21 protein-coding genes and 1 other annotated feature are annotated in these 21,554 nt (G+C 44.4%); of the genes, 14 read left to right on the forward strand and 7 right to left on the reverse strand.

Annotated elements, in window-relative coordinates; all coding sequences use genetic code 11:
* The first annotated feature begins 1 nt into the window (after position 1).
* The 10 genes from EC328_RS03400 (at position 2) to EC328_RS03445 (ending at position 11,294) form a co-directional block, all read left to right on the forward strand.
* Positions 2–1,111 carry an ATP-NAD kinase family protein gene (locus EC328_RS03400; protein ID WP_240671514.1) on the forward strand — a complete coding sequence of 370 codons (1,110 nt, stop codon included), beginning with the start codon at positions 2–4 and terminating at the stop codon, positions 1,109–1,111.
* A gap of 12 nt (positions 1,112–1,123) precedes the next feature.
* Complete coding sequence (locus EC328_RS03405; protein WP_128425500.1) at positions 1,124–2,398, forward strand: ArgE/DapE family deacylase; 1,275 nt, start codon at positions 1,124–1,126, stop codon at positions 2,396–2,398.
* Between the two features lie 19 nt (positions 2,399–2,417).
* Positions 2,418–3,599, forward strand: a complete 1,182-nt coding sequence (locus tag EC328_RS03410; RefSeq protein WP_128425501.1) for a pyridoxal phosphate-dependent aminotransferase — start codon at positions 2,418–2,420, stop codon at positions 3,597–3,599.
* Positions 3,600–3,618: 19 nt separating this feature from the next.
* Positions 3,619–5,256, forward strand: coding sequence for an amidohydrolase (locus tag EC328_RS03415; protein ID WP_128425502.1), 1,638 nt, complete (start codon positions 3,619–3,621; stop codon positions 5,254–5,256).
* Between the two features lie 60 nt (positions 5,257–5,316).
* Positions 5,317–5,952, forward strand: a complete 636-nt coding sequence (locus EC328_RS03420; RefSeq protein ID WP_128425503.1) for a hypothetical protein — start codon at positions 5,317–5,319, stop codon at positions 5,950–5,952.
* Positions 5,953–5,983: 31 nt separating this feature from the next.
* Positions 5,984–7,159 carry a M20 metallopeptidase family protein gene (locus EC328_RS03425; protein ID WP_128425504.1) on the forward strand — a complete coding sequence of 392 codons (1,176 nt, stop codon included), beginning with the start codon at positions 5,984–5,986 and terminating at the stop codon, positions 7,157–7,159.
* A gap of 67 nt (positions 7,160–7,226) precedes the next feature.
* Positions 7,227–7,476, forward strand: a binding site (T-box leader).
* 54 nt (positions 7,477–7,530) lie between these two features.
* Complete coding sequence (locus EC328_RS03430) at positions 7,531–8,400, forward strand: transporter substrate-binding domain-containing protein (protein ID WP_128425505.1); 870 nt, start codon at positions 7,531–7,533, stop codon at positions 8,398–8,400.
* Between the two features lie 45 nt (positions 8,401–8,445).
* Positions 8,446–9,108 carry an amino acid ABC transporter permease gene (locus tag EC328_RS03435; RefSeq protein WP_128425506.1) on the forward strand — a complete coding sequence of 221 codons (663 nt, stop codon included), beginning with the start codon at positions 8,446–8,448 and terminating at the stop codon, positions 9,106–9,108.
* A gap of 10 nt (positions 9,109–9,118) precedes the next feature.
* Positions 9,119–9,841, forward strand: coding sequence for an amino acid ABC transporter ATP-binding protein (locus EC328_RS03440; RefSeq protein ID WP_164906125.1), 723 nt, complete (start codon positions 9,119–9,121; stop codon positions 9,839–9,841).
* 16 nt (positions 9,842–9,857) lie between these two features.
* Entirely contained in the window at positions 9,858–11,294 is a 1,437-nt protein-coding gene (locus EC328_RS03445) for an amidohydrolase (RefSeq protein WP_128425508.1), read from the forward strand.
* Positions 11,295–11,353: 59 nt separating this feature from the next.
* On the opposite strand, the gene EC328_RS03450 is transcribed toward EC328_RS03445, so the two are convergent.
* Positions 11,354–12,031 (reverse strand): metal-dependent hydrolase, encoded by a 678-nt coding sequence (locus EC328_RS03450; RefSeq protein ID WP_128425509.1) that lies wholly within the window; start codon positions 12,029–12,031, stop codon positions 11,354–11,356.
* 124 nt (positions 12,032–12,155) lie between these two features.
* On the opposite strand from EC328_RS03450, the gene EC328_RS03455 reads away from it, so the two are divergent.
* Genes EC328_RS03455 through EC328_RS03470 form a run of 4 tightly spaced genes read left to right on the forward strand, consistent with a single transcriptional unit; the run spans position 12,156 to position 16,535 of the window.
* On the forward strand, positions 12,156–12,821 hold the full coding sequence (locus EC328_RS03455; protein ID WP_128425510.1) for an L-fuculose-phosphate aldolase: 666 nt from the start codon (positions 12,156–12,158) through the stop codon (positions 12,819–12,821).
* Positions 12,818–13,867, forward strand: a complete 1,050-nt coding sequence (locus EC328_RS03460; RefSeq protein WP_128425511.1) for an NAD(P)-dependent oxidoreductase — start codon at positions 12,818–12,820, stop codon at positions 13,865–13,867. Before EC328_RS03455 ends, EC328_RS03460 begins: the two co-directional genes overlap by 4 nt.
* A gap of 11 nt (positions 13,868–13,878) precedes the next feature.
* Positions 13,879–15,084, forward strand: coding sequence for a trans-sulfuration enzyme family protein (locus EC328_RS03465; RefSeq protein ID WP_128425512.1), 1,206 nt, complete (start codon positions 13,879–13,881; stop codon positions 15,082–15,084).
* Positions 15,084–16,535: an FGGY-family carbohydrate kinase gene (locus EC328_RS03470; protein ID WP_128425513.1), complete on the forward strand. Its 1,452-nt coding sequence runs from the start codon at positions 15,084–15,086 to the stop codon at positions 16,533–16,535. The genes EC328_RS03465 and EC328_RS03470 overlap by 1 nt, the downstream gene beginning before the upstream one ends.
* A gap of 52 nt (positions 16,536–16,587) precedes the next feature.
* On the opposite strand, the gene EC328_RS03475 is transcribed toward EC328_RS03470, so the two are convergent.
* Genes EC328_RS03475 through EC328_RS03500 form a run of 6 tightly spaced genes read right to left on the reverse strand, consistent with a single transcriptional unit; the run spans position 16,588 to position 21,421 of the window.
* On the reverse strand, positions 16,588–17,259 hold the full coding sequence (locus tag EC328_RS03475) for a DUF3159 domain-containing protein (protein ID WP_128425514.1): 672 nt from the start codon (positions 17,257–17,259) through the stop codon (positions 16,588–16,590).
* Between the two features lie 2 nt (positions 17,260–17,261).
* The gene (locus tag EC328_RS03480) at positions 17,262–17,615 is read right to left on the reverse strand and encodes a DUF1475 family protein (protein WP_128425515.1); all 354 of its coding nucleotides are present in this window, start codon (positions 17,613–17,615) and stop codon (positions 17,262–17,264) included.
* A 28-nt stretch (positions 17,616–17,643) separates the two neighbouring features.
* Complete coding sequence (locus tag EC328_RS03485) at positions 17,644–18,330, reverse strand: ABC transporter ATP-binding protein (RefSeq protein ID WP_128425516.1); 687 nt, start codon at positions 18,328–18,330, stop codon at positions 17,644–17,646.
* Positions 18,323–19,483: an ABC transporter permease gene (locus EC328_RS03490; RefSeq protein ID WP_128425517.1), complete on the reverse strand. Its 1,161-nt coding sequence runs from the start codon at positions 19,481–19,483 to the stop codon at positions 18,323–18,325. The genes EC328_RS03485 and EC328_RS03490 overlap by 8 nt, the downstream gene beginning before the upstream one ends.
* Positions 19,480–20,130 carry a cobalamin B12-binding domain-containing protein gene (locus EC328_RS03495; RefSeq protein WP_128425518.1) on the reverse strand — a complete coding sequence of 217 codons (651 nt, stop codon included), beginning with the start codon at positions 20,128–20,130 and terminating at the stop codon, positions 19,480–19,482. Before EC328_RS03495 ends, EC328_RS03490 begins: the two co-directional genes overlap by 4 nt.
* A gap of 10 nt (positions 20,131–20,140) precedes the next feature.
* Entirely contained in the window at positions 20,141–21,421 is a 1,281-nt protein-coding gene (locus EC328_RS03500; protein WP_128425519.1) for an efflux RND transporter periplasmic adaptor subunit, read from the reverse strand.
* Between the last annotated feature and the right edge of the window lie 133 nt (positions 21,422–21,554).

Below are 21,554 nucleotides of genomic sequence, written 5' to 3' on the forward strand. Positions count from 1 at the left end.
GATGAAGATAGGGCTTATAGTTAACCCGATCGCCGGTATGGGTGGCAGAGTAGGGCTTAAGGGAACAGACGGTGAAGACACACTTATTAGGGCTATCCAGATGGGTGCAATATCCGAGGCTCCCGAAAAGACTATAAAGGCATTACAACAGCTGCTTCCATTAAAGGAGCAGCTGCTGGTGTTTACCTGCTCAGGCGATATGGGTGAAAATGAAACAGTGCAAGCTGGCCTGCATTATGAAGTTGTTTACATAAGTGATAGGAATACGACATCCGATGATACAGTTCTCGCTGCTTCAAGTATGAAGGAGCTGGGAATATCCTTGTTGATATTTGCGGGAGGAGATGGGACTGCCAGGGATATTTATAGGGCTATAGGTCAGGAAGTGCCAGTCATAGGCATCCCTGCAGGAGTCAAGATCCATTCACCTGTCTATGGGAACACACCAAAAGCCGCTGGAAAGCTGGCTGCTGAGTTCTTAAGCGGCAGGCAGGTCCAGCTTGTCGATGAGGAGGTCATAGATATCGATGAGGAGGCCTATAGAAATGATGTCGTCATGACTCAGCTATATGGTTACTTGAAGGTACCGGTGATCGACAAGTGGATACAGAATAAAAAGGCTCCCACACCTCTTTCGGACAAAGCATCTCAAATGTCTATAGCATTGGATATTGCAGATAATATAGTGAAGGATATATTTTATTTGATAGGCCCCGGAAGTACTACGAAAGCTCTGATGGATGTCTTGAAACTTAAAAAGACGCTTCTTGGAGTAGATATCATAAGGAACAGGGAGCTGGTAAAGGCAGACTGCAACGAAGATGAGATACTCCGGATAATTGGAGACTCTGAGACGGAGCTTATTATAACTCCCACCGGCGGGCAAGGATATCTTCTGGGAAGGGGGAATCAGCAGCTAAGCCCGAAGGTCCTGGGCAAAATTGGAAAGAGAAATATTACCATTATTGCGACAGAGGGAAAGCTTATACAGCTTAACGGCAATCCACTCAGAGTCTATACTGGAGATGAAGGTCTGGATAAAGAGCTGTCCGGTTATTACAAGGTTCGGATAGGCTATGGAATGTCCAGGATGTATAAGGTGGAAGGATAGGAGGTGTTTGGAGTGTTGTTTTCAGAAATTGACAAGTTGATCACAGACCAGACTGGAGAGATGATCGGGTTTTTAAGAAAGCTTGTTGCTTGCAGGCTTCCTTCGACGGATGAATCTGAAGGGGATAACGCTCAGCAAATTGTCGAGAGCTTTCTTAAAGATCTTGGTTTTTCAGTTACCAGGGACGAGCCGATTGAAATCACCGAGGATGACGGATTGAACTATGGATCCAGGTATAGTGTAGTGGGTTTACTGAAGGGAAAGGGCGATGGGAAATCCATTGCCATCAACTCGCATGCTGACGTAGTTGGGGTTGGAGATATCGACAGATGGAAGCATGACCCAAGAGGCTGTGAAATAGTCGACGGCAAGATATATGGAAGGGGTGTCGTCGATGCCAGAGGGTGCCTTACAGCATATCTCTTTGCTTTAAAAGCACTGATAGATTCAGGAGTATCATTTAAAGGGGATATCATCTTTCAATCAGTCGGCGACGAGGAGATCCTTGGTAAGGGATCAGAAAAGCTTGTAAAGGTAGGGTACACCGCAGATGCAGTTCTGGTCGGTGAACCTACAAACCTTGATTTTTGCCCGGCAACGAGGGGTGCAGGTCAGTTTATTATCGATGTCTATGGAAGGACGACACACTCAGGTGTCGCATATGAGGGTGAGAACGCAATACTAAAGGCCATACCTATTATTGAAGCTCTCCAGAGCATGCAGTACAGGCTGGACAAGGAGCATATGCACGTTCTCTGGGAGAATTATCCTATCGCCCACGTAGCAAATATTGCACTTATTGAAGGCGGCGAATCACCAAGCAAAGTACCTTCAAGATGCAGGATATCAGGTTTAGCAGGATGTATAGCTGGAGAGACTCTGGAGGATGTTTATCGTTGGGTCGATGAAACCATAAAAGAGGCCTCAGAGAAGGACAACTGGCTTAAGGAGAATCCCCCGAAGCTGACATGGGCAGATATCATGCAGTTTGAACCCTCTGTTAGCAGACTTGATCACGATTTTCTTGGATTAGGTGAAAAATGCCAGAAAGAAGTGCTTGGACACAGCACAAAACCCAGGGCATTTACTGCCGTCAGTGATCTCAGGTATTTTATAGAGGATGGCAAGGGCTTGGGAGCAAACTTTGGACCGGGAAGCATCAATCAGGCTCATTCCTTTGATGAGCACCTTGATATCGATGAGCTCATCGCTGCAGTAAGGATAATCGCAAGATTCGTCTACCGCTGGACAAATACGGAAAGAAGTGCTAATAATAATATAAAATGAACTATAGGGAGGTAGAGCGATGAAATTGCCTGTCAACAGAATGAAAAATATCAGCTTCAGCGGAGGAATAATCGAGATACTTAAAAAAGCATCTGAACTGGAAAAGAGTGGGAAGGATATCATCCATCTGGAAATGGGAAGGCCTGACTTCTCATCTCCTGATGTTGCAATCGAAGCTGCCATACAGTCGCTTAGAAAGGGGCAGGTACATTACAGCGACATCGCCGGAGTTGAGGAGCTTAGAGTTGCGATCTCCGAGGATATGAAGGCGAATATGGGCTTGGATTACGATCCATATAAGGAGATAGTTGTAGGCGTAGGCTCAGTGGAGGGTCTGTACGTTGCAATGATCAGTCTATTGGACGTCGGTGACGAGATAATAATGCTTACGCCATGCTTTCCGGCCTATTTTGACCAGGCTTATCTTGCAGGTGTAGTCCCTGTTGCAGTCCCATTGAAATTCAGTAATGGATTCAAGATAGACCCGGATGATATAAAAAACAGCATAACTGACAAAACCAGGATGATAATGATAAACACTCCGAATAATCCAACCGGAATGGTATTCACTAAGGAAGATCTGGATATATTAGCAGATATCGCGAAGGAATACGACCTTTATGTGGTTTCTGATGAAACCTACAGCTCGTTTATATATGACGGTGAACACATATCCATAGCTAAGCTGCCTGAAATGAAGGAGCGGACTGTCGTTGTGAATACAACATCAAAGGCATACTCTATGACAGGTTGGAGAATCGGCTACATGGCTTCCTCACCTGAAATAGCAAAATATCTGAATAAATCGCACCAGAACATAACTACCTGCCCTACAACCTTTGCACAGTATGGAGCTGTCGCAGCCTATAGGGAGGGGAAACCCTGGACTGATATGATGGTGGCTGAATTCAGAAAAAGAAGAGATCTGGTACTTAAGTATTACGACGAGATCGAGGGAATAGATTACATAACCCCTGAGGGAGCTTTCTATGTCTTTGCCTGCATCGATGGCCTTGGGGCAAAGGCTGACGAGTTCTGCGACTATATCCTCAACGAAGCAGGAGTATCCATTGTACCGGGAGATGCCTTCAGACCAGAAGAGGGCGCCAATTTTGTAAGGATCGCTTATTCGAATTCCTTTGAGATCATTGAAGAAGCCATGAAGAGGATCAAGGCAGCAGTGGAAAAACTGAAGGCTTAGTCTTGAAAGGAAGACAAAAATGGATATCATACTGATAAACGGCAAAATAAGGACAATGGACAACAAGCGAAGCATTGTAGAGGCAGTGGCGATTGCTGACGGAAAGATTTCAGCTGTCGGCTCTATTGATGAAATGCTTAAATTAAAAAAAGAGAATACAAAGGTATTAGATTTAAACCTCAAAACAGTACTTCCGGGCTTTAACGACAGTCATGTTCATTTACTGAACTATGGCTACAGCCTGACAAAGGTAGACTGCAGCGGGGCAATATCCATAGATGAGGTCGTGGAGAGAGGTAAGACGTTCATATCAGAAAAGAGTATCAAATCTGGTGAGTGGGTCCTTGGAAGAGGCTGGAACGACATAATGTTTAAGGAGAAAAGAGAGCTTAACAGATATGATCTGGACAGGATTTCTCCAGACCACCCGATCTCTTTTACGAGAATTTGTGAGCATATCACAGTTGCAAACAGCAAAGCCCTTGAGCTATGCAAAATATCGTCCGGTACTCCTCAGCCTGTTGGCGGCCAATTTGATGTAGATGAGAAGGGTGAACCTACTGGAATATTCAGGGAAGCTGCCAGATATATGATTTATAAAAATATTCCTGATGTAAATAAGGAAGACATAAAAACGATGCTGAGGAAGGTCATGGAAAAAGCTTCCTCACTTGGGATCACATCGGTCCAGACCGATGATTTTGATACGTTTGCAAACAGAGATTACGACACGATAATCCAGGCTTATAGAGAGCTGGCAAAAGAAGGTGAGCTGCCGGTTAGAGTTTACCAGCAGTGTATTTTGCCTGAGCCCGAGAGACTGGTGACTTTTCTTGAAAAGGGCTATAAAACGGGGCAGGGCGATTCATTCTACCGTATCGGACCCCTTAAGCTTCTAACTGATGGATCACTTGGAGCTGGAACAGCTTACTTGAAGGAGCCTTATTCCGACGAGCCTGACACAAAAGGAATAAGCGTATTCACCCAGGAAGAGCTGGATCATTTGGTCACTACCGCTCATAAGGGCGGGATGCAGATCTTGACGCACGCTATAGGGGACGGGGCAATGGAGATGTGCTTTAGAAGCTTTGAAAGAGCTCTCGAATCCATGCCTAAGGATGATCCAAGGTTTGGCATAGTCCACTTGCAAATCACTGACGAGGAGCTGCTCAGGAATTTCAGGGAACAAAGTGTAATAGCATTTGCTGAGCCAATATGCGTAAACAATGATCTTCACATGGCCGAGAGCAGGGTAGGTCATGAGAGGATAATAAACAGCTATAAATACAGGACATTGCTTGATAAAGGGGTAAGGATGTGCATATCATCAGACTGCCCTGTCGATTCACTTGACCCTATGGACAGTCTGTATGTGGCCACTACAAGAAAGGATTACAGCGGATACCCTGAGGATGGATGGTACCCTGAGGAAAAACTAACTATGGATCAGGCTGTGTATTGCTTTACTATGGGTTCAGCTTACGCAAGCTTCGAGGAGGATATAAAGGGATCCATAGAACCAGGCAAGTTAGCTGATATCGTAGTGCTTTCAGATGACCCATTTGAGTCTTATGAACAGGAGATCAGAAGGATCAAGCCTGTTATGACAATAATGAACGGTGACATTTATTACGGGATCCACATTTTGGCATCTTAATGTGTTACAATAGTAACGAACGAAATCGTTTCTTATAGCTGCCTTGAAAGGAGATATGATATGGATGCAGATCTATTAAGCAGATACATCATCGCTCTCACTAATTTATATGGGATTGTCCCTGATAAAAAGGTAGTTGAAGTATACAATCTTTATAATATCCCAAGAGCCAATCTGGGAGATCTGGAGATGTCAGCGTCGAGAATGAACCTGGCTGCTCATCTTGTAACAAGGAAGGCAGGCTACTTCATCAAGGATTATTTGATCTTTGGGGACAGGTATCTGGAGCTTCTGGAGGAACAGGGAGATATAGACTTCTATATTCCAGGACCGGAGGAGATACTTCGATACGAGGATGAGTTTTACTTCCAGTCTTTGAAGGAGTTCAAAGACTTTGAAAGCTGTCTCCATGATTGCTTTGAACTAGAACCATCTACACATAAGCAATTAGTTGAGTTACTTATGATGGACTGCCAGCTTGGGTTCGACATAAAGAGCATCCTTTCTGAGCTGGAAAGGAAAAGACTCAATTTTGAATCCATAGTCGACAGGAATAATTTCATGCATGCTTTTAAGAAAATTAGCAGAAGTTCAAGAAAATGGCAATATCGGGGTCATACATATAATGAACTTTATTCAGGAAAGAGAGTTAATGGGGTAAGGGAGAAATTCAGAAAAATATTGAAGGGTTCCTGAGCATAAATACAATATCTTTTGGGAGGCTTATATGACCGATTATCTAAAGCAGGCTAAAAACATAGAGAGTGAAATAATTGCCAATAGAAGGACTATACACACATTTGCTGAGATCGGATTCCAGCTGGATAAGACTGTCGAATATGTCGAAGCAAAGCTTAAGGAATACGGGCTCGAGCCCAAAAGATCAGGCAAGGCAGGAGTAACAGCATTGGTCGGAAAACCTGGGAATACGATCCTTTTAAGAGCTGACATGGATGCATTGCCTATGAAGGAGGAAACCGGGCTGGAATTTGCATCTGAGACAGGAAATTGCCATTCCTGCGGTCATGACTGTCACACAGCCATGTTATTGGGAGCAGCAAAGCTACTCAAGGATAACGAGGATGAGCTTGATGGTACAGTAAAACTAATGTTTCAGCCGGCTGAAGAGCTTCTTGCCGGAGCGGTCGATATGATCGGGGCAGGGATCCTGGAGGACCCAAAGGTTGACGCTGCATTGGCGATCCATATATACGTTGGAAATGAGCTTTCCAAAAGCGGCACTGTTGCATACGCTAAAGGGCCTGCGCTGTTCTCCGGAGATGCCATTAAGATAACCATCAAAGGGCAGAATGCCCATGGCAGCACACCGGAAAAGGGTATTGATGCAATCAATATAGCAGCACATACGGTAATAGCACTGCAGGAGATAATAGCAAGGGAAACCTCGTGCATGGATAACTCAGTTGTCCTTGTGGGAAAGATATACGGTGGAGATACTGTCAATACACTTGCAGGGAACGCTGTTCTTGAGGTTTCTGTGCGAGCTACGACCCAGGATAACAGGGAATTTCTGATCCAAAGGATAAGGGAGATAGCAGAAAGTGTTGCAGGAACCTTTAGGGGAGAAGCAATTGTTGAGCACCAGTATGGCATGGGACCATTGTACAATGATCCTGCATTGAGCGAAGATATGGCAGGATATTGTGAGGAACTGCTTGGAGAAGGCACTACCCTTAGAATACCTTTAGCCGTGGGTACTGAGGACTTTACTTCCATAGCGTCAAGGGTTCCTTCAGTAATGCTCAACCTGGGTATGGGAAGCATAGACGAAGGCTATACCTACTCCATGCATAATCCATCAATGGTTGTAAACGAAGAGGTTCTTCATAAGGGAGCCGCGATTTATGCTTATGGAGCAATGAGATACCTGAAGAAAGTATAATAATTTTTCAATCTGGGGTTTACAAATCATCTAAAAGGTGGTATTCTTTATAATATTAATTTAGTATGATAACGCAATGACGAGAAAGAGTAATCATGTCCCGAGCAAAGAGAGAGCCGGCGGTTGGTGGAAGCAGGCAGCAAAGGTATGATGAACACATCTCTGAGCGAGCTGGTGAAATCAGAAATGATAGTAGCCGGGTTCGGGAGCTCCCGTTATTGGGCAAGGGTATAGATTTTTTTGTACCCCATGAGGGCGGTGTTGTGAGACATCGCTGAATAGAGGTGGAACCACGGAGATTAGCTCCCGTCCTCTGGCAAATGCCGGAGAATGGGAGCTATTTATTTTTCAAGACCAGGAGGAGAGGTAAAATGGGAAAAATCAATAAAAAGAACCTAATGATTTTATTAACGGCAGCAATGATCACCTTAACAGCAACAGCTTGCAATCAAGGCAGCAAAGAAAGCTCTGAGGCACCAGCTAACAGACTTGAGGCAATTATGGAGAGAGGATATATTGAGGTCGCCACAGAGCCTTATTTTGCACCATATGAATTCATCGATCCAAGCAAGAAGGGTGACGAGCAATATGTCGGCAGTGATATGGAGCTGGCGAAGTATATAGCAGAGGAATTAGGAGTTGAGCTTAGAATTGTGCCTTTAGAGTTTTCAGCAGTTCTTGGGAGTATTACTGAAGGCAAGTACGACCTTGCCATATCCGCTCTATCATATACACCTGCAAGAGCAGAAGCAATGAATATGTCCAAGGGTTATTATTTCGCTGAGAATGCCCCAGGTCATGGCCTACTTATAAGAAAAGCGGATAAGGGCATCATAAACGGTCCTGACGATCTCTCAGATAAAATAGTAGTTGCACAAAGTGGATCGCTGCAAGAATTGTTTGTCAACGAACAGGTTCCTAAGTTCAAGGAATTCAAGAGGGTATCGGCAACAACAGATGGCTTTCTAATGGTACAGGAAGGTAAGGCGGATGCCTGTGCCGCATCAATTCCCATGGCACAGCTTTATGTCGAGGCAAATCCGGATGCAAATTTGATGGTTGTCGAGGGGTTTGAATTCGTGATGGACGAGGAAACCGCCGGAACCAGGATCGGGATCCCAAAGGGCGAGGATGAGCTGACTGAAAAAATCAACTCAATAATAGATGAAGTACTTGAATCAGGAATCTTTGAGGATTGGCATATTGAGTATACAGAGTATGCAAAGAGCTTGGGTCTGTAGTGATCCAATATTTATAAAATGCTATCAGTGAAGGAGAAGCTGTGAATGATCGACACAATTATAAAGCTATGGAGCAAATATGATTATGTATATATTGACGGCTTGTTGGGAACTCTCTGGCTGGCGGCGGTAACTGTTATGGCAGCCACCGCAGTCGGGACCATTATAGCACTGATGAGGCTTTCAGGGGTCAGACTATTGGATAGGTTCGCCGGGCTTTATATTTGTGTTCTCAGAGGCACGCCTATCCTTCTTCAGCTTTATTTTTTCTGGCTGACACTGCCAAAAATATCACCTATAACTTTGTCAGATACTGCGTGTATAGTCATAGCTTTGATCGTGAATGCCAGTGCATATGTTGCTGAGGTCATACGAGCTGGTATCCAGGCTGTGGACAAAGGGCAGAAAGAGGCTGCCAAGAGCCTGGGTTTAAGTGACAGAAACACATTCAGATATATTGTGTTCCCCCAAGCCATTAAGAATATACTTCCGGCACTCGGCAACGAATACATTACTATGGTCAAACAAACATCATTGGCTTCAGTATTTTTCGTTCAGGAGCTTATGACTTCGTACAGGACTGTACAATCAGCCACCTTTCTTGCGATCCCTTCGCTGGTAATAGTTGGGGTGATTTACCTGGTGGTAACTACGATCCTGTCAAAAGGACTTGATCTATTTGAAAGGAGGCTCCAGAGAAATGAGTGAAAGTAAGGAGCTGATCCATGTAGTCGATTTGTGCAAGCAGTTTGGTGAACTGAAGGTTCTTAAAAATATTACTGAGACCATACACGAGGGAGAGGTCGTATCAATAATTGGACCATCCGGGAGCGGAAAGAGCACATTTTTGAGATGTCTTAATTTGCTGGAAAAACCGACCAGCGGCAAGGTGATTTTCAAGGGGGTAGACCTTGCAGATAAAAACATCGATGTGGACAAGCACAGACAAAAGATAGGCATGGTCTTCCAGCTTTTCAATGTTTTCCCACACATGACAGTTCTTGAAAATATAACTCTTGCTCCAATGCTGGAAAGAAAGATTTCAAAGACTCAGGCCGAAGATCAGGCGGTTGAACTTCTTAAAAGAGTAGGTCTTCTGGATAAAAAGGATGAGTATCCAACCAGACTGTCCGGAGGACAAAAACAAAGGCTTGCCATCGTGAGAGCCATGGCAATGGAACCTGATGTAATGCTGTTCGACGAGCCAACCAGCGCTCTGGATCCGGAAATGGTCAAGGAGGTGCTCGATGTCATCAAGTCGCTTGTCGTAGCCGGTATGACTATCGTCATAGTGACACATGAGATGGCATTTGCAAGAGAAGTTAGCGACAGGGTTCTGTTTATGGCAGATGGAGAGATAGTTGAGCAGGGAAGTCCCGATGTCTTGTTTTTTGACCCAAAGAATGACAGGACGAAGGATTTTCTTAGCAAAGTTCTATGATCAAAGGAGAGACTAAATGAAAGACATTGAGTATGTTTCAAATGCCATCGATAAGAGAGTCGATGAACTCTCTGAAATAGCTATAAAAATATGGGAGTTCGCTGAATTGCCTTATGAGGAATTTAATTCATCCAGGCTATTGATAGATAAGCTTAAGGCCGAGGGATTTGATGTTGAGGAAGGGGCAGCGGATATACCGACAGCTTTTACGGCCAGATGGGGAGAAGGTAAGCCTGTATTTGGATTTCTGGGAGAATTTGACGCACTTGATTCATTGAGCCAGAAAAGGGAGGTGGCTAGTAAGTCTCCGATCCGTGAAGGTGCTCCTGGACATGGCTGCGGGCACAACGTCCTGGGTGCTGGCTCACTGGGAGCCGCACTTGCTGTCAAGGATCATATGATTGAAACAGGGGGAAAAGGCACACTAATGTATTTTGGATGTCCAGCTGAGGAAGGGGCAGGCTCCAAGCAGTTTATGGCCAGGGCAGGAGTTTTCGATGACGTAGACTTTGTTTACACATGGCATCCTTCCGATATAACACAGGTCCAGTCTGACAGAACGGTTGCCATTATGGGGGCAAATTTCAGATTTGCAGGAACAACAGCTCATGCCGGAAGTACACCTCATCTTGGGAGGAGTGCGCTTGATGCTGCTGAGCTGATGAGTGTGGGAGTAAACTATTTAAGAGAGCACATGATAGATCAGGCGAGGATCCATTATGCATACTCTGATACAGGTGGCACTGCTCCCAATGTGGTGCAGGACCGGGCAACAGTTAAATATGAGGTCAGGTCACCTAAAGTGGGTCAGGTGAATGAGCTATTAGAAAGAGTAGTAAATGTTGCAAAAGGAGCAGCGCTTATGACAGATACGAGGATGGAGTATGAGGTAACCATGGCCTTCTCGGATTATATAACTAACGATGCGCTTGCAGAGATAGCGGATCGGGCTTTAAGAGATGTTGGAGCGCCAGATTGGGATGAAGATGATTTTAAGCTAGCTAAAGAGTATTTGGAAAGCTTTAATGAAACCACAAGGGATATGGTAAAGGAGAAGATCATGAATAGGTTTGGCATGGATCGACTCGACGAAGTATATCAAAGACCTTTGGATGCATCGATCACTCCATATCTCAGAGGAAATCAAAACTATGTTTCAGGGTCTACCGATGTAGGGGATGTTTGCTATACAGTCCCCACCCTGAATTTTAACGTTGCTACGGCATTTATCGGCAATGTGGGGCATACGTGGCAGATGACAGGGCAATCCGGAAGCAGGATCGCCTTGAAGGGAATGCTTACAGCTGCAAAGGCTATGGCACTATCGGCCTTAAGGACCGCTGAGAGACCTGACATGATCGAAGAAGCAAAGAACATAGTCCGTAATCAAAATGGCGGAGCATATCAATGCCCATTACCTGAATATGTAAAACCTCCAATTGGGAGATATTAAAGCAAATGGTGTACCCATTCAAGGTACACCATTTGCTTTTCCCGGAGTATTTATATTCATCAGTACTCCATCGTTTCTCCAATTTTCAGGATCCTCGTCTCACTCCATTTATTTTTGGCCTTGAATTCCTCAGGATCGGCCTTGATGAGCGGGAAGGTGTTGTAGTGCATTGGCACCGTGAGCCTTGGTTTAATGAACTCCACAGCCCTCAAGGCATCCTGGATGTCCATTGTATAGTTGCCGCCGATAGGAAGGAGTGCAACGTCGATGTTCTCGATCTCGAGAAGCTTCATGTCCATTGTAAGTCCCGTATCACCTGCGTGGTAGAGCTTTTTACCCTCGACCTCAACTACAAAGCCACATGGATTTCCACCGTCTCTCGGTCCTTTGCTCGTTGGAATAGATGAGCCATGGAGGGCAGGAGTCATTTTTACCTTCCCAAAATCAAAAGTATATCTGCCGCCTATATGCATCCCATGTGTTCTAAGCCCGTGCTCGGAGAGGTAGCTCGAAATTTCCGCGTTGCTTATAACAAGGGCTTTATTTTCCCTTGCAAGATCTATGGTGTCTCCAATATGATCACCGTGTCCATGAGTAACAAAGATGTGAGTCAGGTCCTTGATTTGATTTGGCTTTATTGCAGCGGACGGATTCCCTGAAAGAAATGGGTCAAATACAGCTTTAAATCCAGAACCTTCCAGCATAAATGATGAGTGTCCCAAATACTGAAGCTTCATTAGTATACCTCCTCGTATAACAATTGTTTATATATTTCTGTATACCCATTTATCCCTTTGCATCTATATATTATTGATGTTATCATAAAGTAAAGTGATAAAAATATAACCGGGAGATGATCAGATGAGGTTGCTGGAAAAAAGAAATGAGATAATAGAATATGGTAAGAAGCTGGTTGAAAACGGACTTACCAAGGGCACAGGCGGAAATCTCAGCGTATGTGACCGTGAATCGGGACTTATGGCGATAACGCCAAGCGGCATAGATTACTTTCTAATTAAGCCTGAGGAGATCGTACTGTTGGATGTTGAAACCGGGAGCATAGTCGAAGGCGATGCCATGCCATCCAGTGAAAGAGACATGCACAGGATCTTCTATAAGTACAGAACTGACATCGATGCGATCATACACACGCACACTACATTTGCTGCCACGATAGCATGCTTAAACATAGATCTTCCTGCCGTGCATTATCTGGTGGCGCTGGCAGGGCCTGATGTAAGGTGTGCGGAATATGCTACCTATGGTACTGTTGCACTCGCCAAAAACGCATATGAGGCCATGAAGGACAGGAAGGCATGTCTTTTGGCAAATCATGGTATGTTGGCTGGAGGTGGCAGCCTGGCTGAAGCATATAATATCACAGAAGAGATCGAGTTCTGCTGCGAGCTTTACTATAGGGCCAAGTCAATTGGAAATCCAGTAATACTTCCTGAGGATGAAATGGCCAGGATGATGGAAAGGTTCAAGAACTATGGCAAGCGTGGGGAGGAACATGACGAGATATGACAGCAAATAACAAACCAAGTATCCTTTGCACCGCTGAAACCGGGGACTTGATCAGGACATTGGACGATTTCGCTAAAATTGAGTTCAAAGGCTGGGCTGAAGAGCAAAGAATACTCACAGAAGAGGAGCTTTGCAGTCTTATGGAAGCTTACCAGCCGGATATACTTATAACAAGCTATGATCCGGTTACGAGAAAAGCAATCGACAGCTCCAAGAACTTAAAGCTTGTCATTTGCACAAGAGCGAATCCTGTGAATGTGGATACTGGATATTTAAAGGAAAAAGGAATACCTCTAAGCTATTCACCGGAGAGAAACTCTGATTGTACTGCGGAATACACAGTAGCCATGATGCTTTCAATAATGAGAAGGATCCCGATGGCTTATCACGACCTTAAGAAGGGGTTGCATACTGTAGAGGAAGCAAGAGAAAACGAAATAAGGGAAGGATTGAAGCGAGATGTAACCTGGGCTCTGGGAAAGGGCACCCCTTATATTCAGTACAAGGGCTATCAAATGAAGGGAAGGACCCTGGGAGTGGTTGGTTATGGAAGCATAGGCAGGAGGGTTGCTTCGATCTGCAGAAGCTTTGGGATGAAAATAATTGTATTCGATCCATATTTGGATAAGAATGCGTTTGAGGATGTCTACTTTACAGACACCCTATTAGAGCTTGCAAATAAAGCTGATGTCGTTTCCGTTCACAGCAAGGATTCACCCAGCACATATCATATCATAGACAAGGAATTTCTGGACAATATGAAGACAGGATCCTTCTTTATAAATACATCGAGAGGTGCTCTGGTCGATGAAGCCGCACTTGTGGAAGCTTTGAGAGAGGGAAGGATAATGGGTGCAGCGCTTGATGTATTTGAGACCGAACCAATAAGAAGAGACCATCCATTTCTCAGCGAGCTGGAAAACTGTGTGGTTACACCTCATCTTGCCGGGGCTACTTATGACGCCATAGATAACCATACTGATCAGCTGGTAAGGGATGTGCTGCATTTCATTAATGGTGAAGAACTTGAATTTGAGTATAAGTAAGGAGGGGTACTTTGGGAAAGGATAAGGATTTTCAAGGATTAGGGTTCGAAACTCTTGCAGTCCACGCAGGGCAGCACCCGGATCACGAGACAGGTGCATTGGTATCTCCAATATATAAAACCAGTACTTTTGTTTTTACAGAGGACAGAATGGAAAGATGGCTTGCCGGAGCGCCACTTGATGATGAGATAATTTACACCTATGGCAGGTCCAGAAATCCTACTCAGGTTTCTCTGCAGCAAAAAATTGCCGCTCTTGAGCATGCTGAAGCATCCTTAGTGACATCATCTGGAATGGCCGCAATTACCATGGCAGTACTCGGTTACTGTAAATCCGGTGATCATTTTATATCAGCTCAAACTGTATATGGGGGAACTTTTAATCTGTTTGATCACGTTTTAAAGGATCTGGGCATAGAAGTGACCTTTCTGGAAGAATTGAATAAAGAAAACTTGGATAAAGCTAAGAGAGATAATACCAAGCTGGTATATTTTGAGACAATATCAAATCCAACCCTTGATATACCAGAGATAGAAGAGATCGTTGAATGGTCAAAGGAAAATGGGATCAATACCGTGGTCGACAGCACCTTTACATCACCTTACCTTTTCAGACCGCTGGACTGGGGTATAGATACTGCGATCCACAGCTGCACAAAGTACATAAATGGTCATGGAGATGTAGTTGCTGGGGCAGTTGTAGGCACAAAAGAATTTTGCGAAGGGCTTAGAAGCAAGCAATACATGGATATGGGTCCCGTCCTTGCTCCTGACAGCTGCTATTTGATGATGAGGGGACTTAAGACTCTTCACCTAAGGATGGAAAGGCATTGCGAAAATGCGATGGAGTTTGCAAGAGCCATGAAGGATCATCCCAAGATAAAGGCTGTCATTTACCCTGGTCTTGAGGATGATAAAAACCATGAGAGGGCAAAAAAGTATTTTGATGATTTCGGTGGAATGGTTGGCATAGTTATAGATGGAGACCAGAAGAAGGCTCAGGAGCTTATTTTCAAGCTTAAGCTCTGCTATTTTGCGGTTAGTCTGGGTGATCTTGATACTCTTGTACAAATTCCTGCAACCATGACACATAGGAAGGTACCTAAAGAGGATAGAGAGAAGATGGGTATTGAGGATGGATTGATCAGAGTTTCTCTCGGAGTGGAAAATGTTAAGGATATAATAAAGGATTTCGAAAGCGCATTGGAGTTGATCTAATGAAGCATTACCTTGCCGTCGATGCGGGAACAACAAGAATAAAGGCTGGGCTCTTCAACGAAGAGGGAAGTATGATCGGCATGACTTCAAGGTTTGTAAAGATTTCCATGCCAGGCAGAGGCTGGTGTGAGATGGATATGGATGAGCTGTGGCAGCTTGTTTCTGGCGCGATCAGCGAGCTTAGCATGTTATTTTCTGAGCAATGGAAGACTCTTGAGGCTGTCGGAATTACCGCACAGGGTGAAGGAGCGTGGCTTCTTGACAATGAGGGTAAACCCGTGAGGAATGCGATCCTATGGAATGACAGCAGAAACGACCAAATTCCAATGCGTGTCTGGGAGGAAAGCAACCTGTGCAGCTCTCGTAACCATATGGTGCCCCTATGCGTCGGGTCTCCTCTTGCTATCCTGAATTGGCTGAAGGATCACGAACCTCACAGCTACAGCAGGATCGAGCATGTCGTTTATTGCAAGGATTGGCTGAATTTCAGACTTACAGGTAAAATATCAACTGACTGGACAGATGCATCGACAACTGCAATAAATGTTACAAAAAAGACCAGGGTAAATGAGGTATTTAAAATACTTGGAATTGAGGAAATGATTAAAAAATTTCCAAGGATACTACAATCGGGTGAGGTCATGGGGAAAGTTTCTGCAAAGGGATCATCTGATACCGGGATACCCGTGGGAACTCCTGTAATCGCGGGGTGCATAGATATCTCTGCCACTTCAGCAGGCCTTGGTGCCGTAGCACCGGGAGATTCGGGAAGCATAATAGGAACAACCTTAGGCAATATTGTGATAATGGGAAAGGATGAGGTCGAAGAGATGAATGTCGAAGAGGGGAGCATCCTTTGTCATGTGAAGGATGGATCGTACTTACGGCAGATGTCGGCATTGAGTGGTGCTGTGGTTCTTGATTGGTGCAGGAAAGAGCTGGGAGTAGCTGCAAACGATATGTCTTATTTGGAATCAGAAATCAAATCGGTTCCACCAGGCTCTGATGGTGTGATCTTCCTTCCGTATTTATTTGGGGAGAGAGCGCCGTTCAAGGCACCAGATGCATCAGCTGTGTTTTACGGGTTGAGGTTCAATCATACCCGGGCACATATGATCAGAGCGGTTTATGAAGGGCTTGTGTACTCCATGTATGACTGTCTCACCTATATGCCAAAGGGAAATACAGGCAGATTTATTGCTGGAGGAGGTTCAAGAAGCGACCTTCTTTGTCAGATCATAAGTGACGTGACCGGGGAAGTGGTTATCAGATCCAACAGGGAAGAGTTGGGCCTTTATGGGATATATAAGGTCATCACTGGGAATTGGGAGGAAATTAGCTTTCATTCGGATAGATTTTTTCCTGATCCTGATAAAAACCAAATATATATGAAAATGTTTGGTGAGTTTTTAAGGATCAGGGACAGGCTGATACCAAGGCAATATAAGTAAACAACAGGCAGAGACGGTTGTATAAGCTACCAACGATCTCTGCCTGATTTTTTTAGAATCCTTTCACTTGACCTCTGAATGGAGGCTCCTTATTTTCTCTGAACTCATCAACCCCCGGACCTCCGAGCCTCTTAAGCCTCCAGATGCCGTATATATAGCTTAATACAAGGACTGAAAGGGTTGCAGGGGTACCAAGAAGTGTGTTCATCCAGGCTTGCTTGATCAGATCTCCTCCCTGGTATAGTCGAAGCTGAAGGATCATTCTCGTAAGGAATAGAACAGCCCAAATTACTGTTACCTCTGTATATGCTGGTTTGATATCCCCTCTTAGAAACCAGGATATTTCCCAGCCTCTTGAATGGTGACTTGCTATTGCAGCCATAGGTCTTCCTATCAGAAGGCTCACTATTGCAGCGATAAATAGAAAGCCGCTTGAGATTATTTTTGGAAGAAAGTAATTTGCGGCATTGCCTGCGAAAGATGCAAATGCAGATGCAAGCAATACTCCCAACAGCCCGCCAGCCGCATATTTAACTGTCTCTCCCTTGAGATATCTCACAGCACCTAAAAGTAAAGCGGTCAATACTGCAGAAATAATCCCCCATGATAACCCGAATAGATTGTTTGCTATAACAAAGACAAGCGGGGGAAGTATGGCTCCGAGAGTCTTGCCTCCTATAAAGCTTTTGACCTCGTCCCTGATATCATTAAGAAGAGGTGACATTTTTAGCGTTCCCCTTTCGGCATGATCTCCTTGGCCCTCCACGCAAGGAAGAACCTTGCCCACTCACCCTTATTGATTTCCAGATGGATAGCTGTATAGAGAGCTCCCGCAAAGGATCCTAATATCATTATGGCTGCTATCCATAGTATCGAGATAACTTTACTTTTCTCTCTGAAGAAAACCCACATGGAGAAAATCGTAAATCCTACGTACAGGTCCACCATGGAGACTATTCCCCATGGATTGTTTAATATAATGCTGCCGTCTGCAAAAAAGTCGCCTTTGGTGAATCCAAAGAACAATGCTGCAGACATTGCTGCAACCCCTAACCATGCAATTGCCCTTGCAATTTTCATAAGAAATCCTCACCGTAAAGTGTCGTAGCTATTTCCTGATATCCAAATTGATCCTGCCATCCTTGATTTCCACGATCCTGTCAGCCTGCTCAGCTATCCTCTGATCATGGGTGATTATTACGAAGGTGGTCTTGAATTTTTCATTTATATCTCTAAGTGTAGAGTAGATTGTCTTGGTTGAATCCGAATCCAGATTACCGGTGGGTTCATCGGCGAGTATCAGCTTGGGTCTGTTTATAAGGGCCCTTGCGATAGCTGTTCTCTGCTGCTGTCCGCCTGACATATCGGTGGCCAGGTTGTTCTTTACTTTAGTGAGTCCAACAAGGTCAAGCAGTTCGTCAGCCCACTCCTCTATTTCCCTTGGAACCTTGTAGTTTCCTATCCTATAGGGTATAAGGACGTTCTCCCGTGCGGTGAACTCCGGAAGAAGATAGTGAAACTGGAATATGAAGCCTATGGTTTTATTCCTCAATACGGCAAGCTCCTCCTTGTTCAGGGTGTCCGTACGATTCCCATCTATAAAGACCCTGCCTGAGGTCGGTTTGTCAAGGGTACCGATTATGTTTAGAAGGGTACTCTTTCCACTTCCCGATGCACCTATTATTGAGTTGAAGCTGTTCTCCTCAAACGAGAGGTTTAGATCAAACAAGACCTGGGTCTTTATCTTTTCTCCATATATCTTATTTATTTCCTCAAGCTGTATTATATTAGCCATTCTTGATCACCTCGATAGGATTAAGCCTTGATGATAGTCTCGCTGGAATAAGTGAAGCGATCATTGCGGAAATCACTGCAAACGATCCTGATAAGGCTATGAAGCCATAATTTATATATATTGGAAGAACCGGCGTTCCATCAGGATTTAAAGCAAACTTTGTAAAGGACCACAAAAGACCGAAGCCAAGTGCTATACCCAGCACTGCGCCTAATAGACCAAGCATCAGACCCTGGAACACGAATATGAGGCTTGCGTCGCTGTCTAATATGCCCATTGCCTTCAGTATTCCCAGCTGTTTTGATCTCTGCACTACTGATATAGCCAGCACGCTTGATATGCCTAAAAGCACTGCCACAAGGACGAATACCTGGATCATATAGCTTGAAACGCTTTGGCCGTTCAGACCGCTTAAAAGCGATGCATTCTGGTCCTTCCAGTTGTCAATTCTAAGGTCCTTGCCCGAAATGGAATATTCAAGTTTCTCTGCAAGAATATCTGCGTCGAACACCTCAGAGACCTGCATCTCCACAGATGTGACGCTGTTACCTGCTCCAAGTATTCCTTGGGCTGTATCAAGTGTAGTTACAACCCAGTTTTCGTTTAGAGAAGATACCCCAAGGTCAAAAAGACCTGTTACTGTTAGCCTTGTGAATCCACCGTCCGGGGTCAGGAGCGTTATCCTGTCGCCGGGTTTTGTACCTGTTTTTACAGCAAGCTCCCTTCCAATGATTGCTTCATCCCTTTGCGTCGGCAGAGAGCCCTCATACAATCCATCAGTGAAACCATAGATAGGATCTGAATCGGATAGATTGAAGCCTCTTATAACAACTGGATCGATGTCGGTTTCATAATCAATGCTTGCAGGTCCATCCACTGCCGGTGAAACATTTATTATCTCTGGCTCAAAAAGCTTAGCCTCGTAGACGGTCCTTTCCCAGTCCTTAATAAGTTTTTCCTCATTGGTCGAGGTTATGGTAATTTGAGATGAGCTGCCGATAGTCGTATCTACAAGGTCTATCTGAAGACCCTGGATGAGTAAACCGATAAAAATCTGAACAGAAACACCAACAGCTATGCCGATTGCAATAAGTGCGGTTTGACCTCTGCCAGAACGTAAAAATCTTAGGGCGATTGAAAAAGATAGTTTCATGAGGCGTCACCCTCCCTGAGCCTTTTTATGTCTGAGTAGCTGTCCATAAACAGATCTCCACCTAATGCGCTGAATAGCTCCATATTATTTTTTATGGCTCTGCCTCCAAGTATCACTTTAATTCCATCTCCATGATCGTTCCGGATCTCCTCAATAAGCTTTTTGGCTTCTGAGATGTGATAATGGTCAGTGACGCTTATGGCGACGTATTTTGGTTTTTCAATATTGATTGCGATGGATACCTGATCCCGTGGAGTATTGGCGCCTACGAAGACTATCTCATATCCCTCGATTGCAAACATATCCGCTATCATTCTGAGCCCAACGTCGTGAAGCTCCCGCTCCGGGCAGGCAAGAAGCACCTTTATCCCAAGTGGTTTTTTGTTATTTTTCATCTCTATTACAAGAGGATATACTGATTCTATAATTGTCTTTACTATACCAGTCTTTACATGCTCATCCCAGATGCAGCCTTTATCCTCATCCTGACACTCATCTATTGTAAACAGGGCAGGGGTTAGTATTTCCTCATATAGCTCTGGAAGTGTAAACAAACCGCCAGAAAGGCCCTTGACAGCAAATTGCACGCAGGCGTCCTTATCCTTTTTTTCAAAATGCTCCATAAAGCTAAAATAATGTCGATTCATTCCTGTCACCTCATTCTAAAATACTTACTTCAGTACCGTCAGATATTTCCATTTGAGGATTAAGAATGACCTGATCGTTCTCGTTTAGCCCTGACTTAATTTCTACTGCATATCCGTCGGATATTCCTAGCTCAACAGGAGTTTTTACAGCCTTACCAGCTTTAACGACATAAACGTAGGCTGAGCCTGACTCATCATACCTGACAGCCTCGGTTTTTACTGAAAGCACTCCTGCTTTTGAATCCGTCGAAACCACGGCATCTGCATCAAAGCCAGGAATAATTTTATCATCTGTGCCGCCAAGAAGTATCCTCACCTCGACCCTCGGCGTCCTGCTCCCGCTCGATGGCTCCACCTTGGCAAGTTTTCCAACAAAGGATACTCTACCCTCATAGGATCTTCCAGAACCTGGAACCTGAACAATTGCTTTTTGATCTTCAGCTATCAACAAGGATTCCTCCTGACTGACAAATGCAACGAATTCAAGGCCTTCACTGCCATGTATGATGACCTCAGCCCCTGCTGGAACATCTTTGCCCTCGTCAAGAGGAAGATCAACCACAGTGCCTGAAATATTGGATTTTATGATCGTGTCGTTAATAGAATTCTGAAGCAGCTCCATGTCCAGAAGTATGGATTGTCTTTGCCTGTCAAGGCCCTGGACTCCATCGGATGAACTGTTAACGAATTGAGAGTACCGGAGAGTAGCGTCCTCATAGTTCAACAAGGCGGTATTTCTATAAGCTTCAAGGGACATTTGGGCTGATGCCCTGTTGTCGTACTCTGCTTTACTTATCGCTCCTTCTTCTAAGAGTACCCAGTATGCTGCAAGATCCTGAGCACCCTTTGATGCGTCTGCTACAGCTTTATTGTAATCCTCCTTTGCTCTGTCCATGGCATTTTTAAGTATAGCCTGATCACTGGATATGGAGGTGTTTTTAAGTGTTCCAAACTCATCCTCGACTTGCTCAAGCGATAAGGATGTCTTCTCCAATGAAAGCCTTAGATCTGTGGAATCAAGCTCTGCTATTATCTGACCAGGTTCGACCTCTTCATTTTCCTTTACATGTACCTTAAGCACCTTTAAGCCCTGCTGAACGGCTATGACTTCACTTGATACAGGCTCTACGGTTCCAGACATGGATACAGTTTTGGTAATGTCAGTTTTTGATGCAGTCATTGCTTTGACCTCGACTCCGCCTCCTCCACTTCCAAAAAGATAGAAGGCTGCTATAGCAGCGACAGCAAGCAATCCAAAGATCCTGAAGGATTTTTTCTTAATAATATTCATGGTATGGACCCCTTTCAGACGTTGTTATATGGCTGATTTGATTGATTCCGTCCATATTTACCCAAATTTTGGAATTATATCAGTTATGGAATGGGAAAATGATTTTGTTGTCACAAATATTTTTGAAAAATTA

It is taken from the genome of Gudongella oleilytica (assembly GCF_004101785.1).
Lineage (GTDB): Bacteria > Bacillota > Clostridia > Tissierellales > Tissierellaceae > Gudongella > Gudongella oleilytica.

Coding starts and splice junctions, on each gene's coding strand:
- EC328_RS03460 (WP_128425511.1), top strand. CDS start 12,818: ATGACAGCAAATAACAAACCAAGTATCCTTTGCACCGCTGAAACCGGG.
- EC328_RS03415 (WP_128425502.1), top strand. CDS start 3,619: ATGGATATCATACTGATAAACGGCAAAATAAGGACAATGGACAACAAG.
- EC328_RS03410 (WP_128425501.1), top strand. CDS start 2,418: ATGAAATTGCCTGTCAACAGAATGAAAAATATCAGCTTCAGCGGAGGA.
- EC328_RS03495 (WP_128425518.1), bottom strand. CDS start 20,130: ATGAATCGACATTATTTTAGCTTTATGGAGCATTTTGAAAAAAAGGAT.
- EC328_RS03475 (WP_128425514.1), bottom strand. CDS start 17,259: ATGTCACCTCTTCTTAATGATATCAGGGACGAGGTCAAAAGCTTTATA.
- EC328_RS03420 (WP_128425503.1), top strand. CDS start 5,317: ATGGATGCAGATCTATTAAGCAGATACATCATCGCTCTCACTAATTTA.
- EC328_RS03435 (WP_128425506.1), top strand. CDS start 8,446: ATGATCGACACAATTATAAAGCTATGGAGCAAATATGATTATGTATAT.
- EC328_RS03480 (WP_128425515.1), bottom strand. CDS start 17,615: ATGAAAATTGCAAGGGCAATTGCATGGTTAGGGGTTGCAGCAATGTCT.
- EC328_RS03430 (WP_128425505.1), top strand. CDS start 7,531: ATGGGAAAAATCAATAAAAAGAACCTAATGATTTTATTAACGGCAGCA.
- EC328_RS03445 (WP_128425508.1), top strand. CDS start 9,858: ATGAAAGACATTGAGTATGTTTCAAATGCCATCGATAAGAGAGTCGAT.
- EC328_RS03455 (WP_128425510.1), top strand. CDS start 12,156: ATGAGGTTGCTGGAAAAAAGAAATGAGATAATAGAATATGGTAAGAAG.
- EC328_RS03425 (WP_128425504.1), top strand. CDS start 5,984: ATGACCGATTATCTAAAGCAGGCTAAAAACATAGAGAGTGAAATAATT.
- EC328_RS03470 (WP_128425513.1), top strand. CDS start 15,084: ATGAAGCATTACCTTGCCGTCGATGCGGGAACAACAAGAATAAAGGCT.
- EC328_RS03500 (WP_128425519.1), bottom strand. CDS start 21,421: ATGAATATTATTAAGAAAAAATCCTTCAGGATCTTTGGATTGCTTGCT.
- EC328_RS03400 (WP_240671514.1), top strand. CDS start 2: ATGAAGATAGGGCTTATAGTTAACCCGATCGCCGGTATGGGTGGCAGA.
- EC328_RS03490 (WP_128425517.1), bottom strand. CDS start 19,483: ATGAAACTATCTTTTTCAATCGCCCTAAGATTTTTACGTTCTGGCAGA.
- EC328_RS03485 (WP_128425516.1), bottom strand. CDS start 18,330: ATGGCTAATATAATACAGCTTGAGGAAATAAATAAGATATATGGAGAA.
- EC328_RS03450 (WP_128425509.1), bottom strand. CDS start 12,031: ATGAAGCTTCAGTATTTGGGACACTCATCATTTATGCTGGAAGGTTCT.